This is a genomic window from Flagellimonas olearia (assembly GCF_009184425.1).
GTDB lineage: Bacteria > Bacteroidota > Bacteroidia > Flavobacteriales > Flavobacteriaceae > Flagellimonas > Flagellimonas olearia.
Map to the genome: position 1 here is coordinate 1 of NZ_WELG01000183.1, position 322 is coordinate 322.

General features: G+C 55.0%; 1 pseudogene. It reads left to right on the forward strand.

Features of this window, described 5'->3' with window-relative positions:
* Positions 1-322: pseudogene (locus tag F8C76_RS19595) on the forward strand (23S rRNA (uracil(1939)-C(5))-methyltransferase RlmD); the annotation flags it as partial.

The following is a 322-nucleotide window of genomic DNA, read 5'->3' on the forward strand; positions in this document are numbered from 1 at the left end:
CCGTAACAGCTTGGAAAACCTGGAGTTTCACGCCTGGGACCTGAGCCAGGACGTTAGCGGCCAGGCCTGGGCCAGACAGACCTATGACCGTATCTTGATTGATCCGCCGCGTACCGGGGCACTGGAAATGGTGAAACTAATGCCCCGCCTTGGTGCGTCCAAGATTGTTTATGTGTCATGCAACCCCGCCACATTGGCCCGTGATGCCGGGGAACTGATGGCGCTGGGCTACCGTCTTAAAGCGGCCGGTGTGATGGATATGTTCCCCCATACCACCCACGTTGAGTCTATCGCTGTATTCGAAAAAATGAAGAAAAAGTAG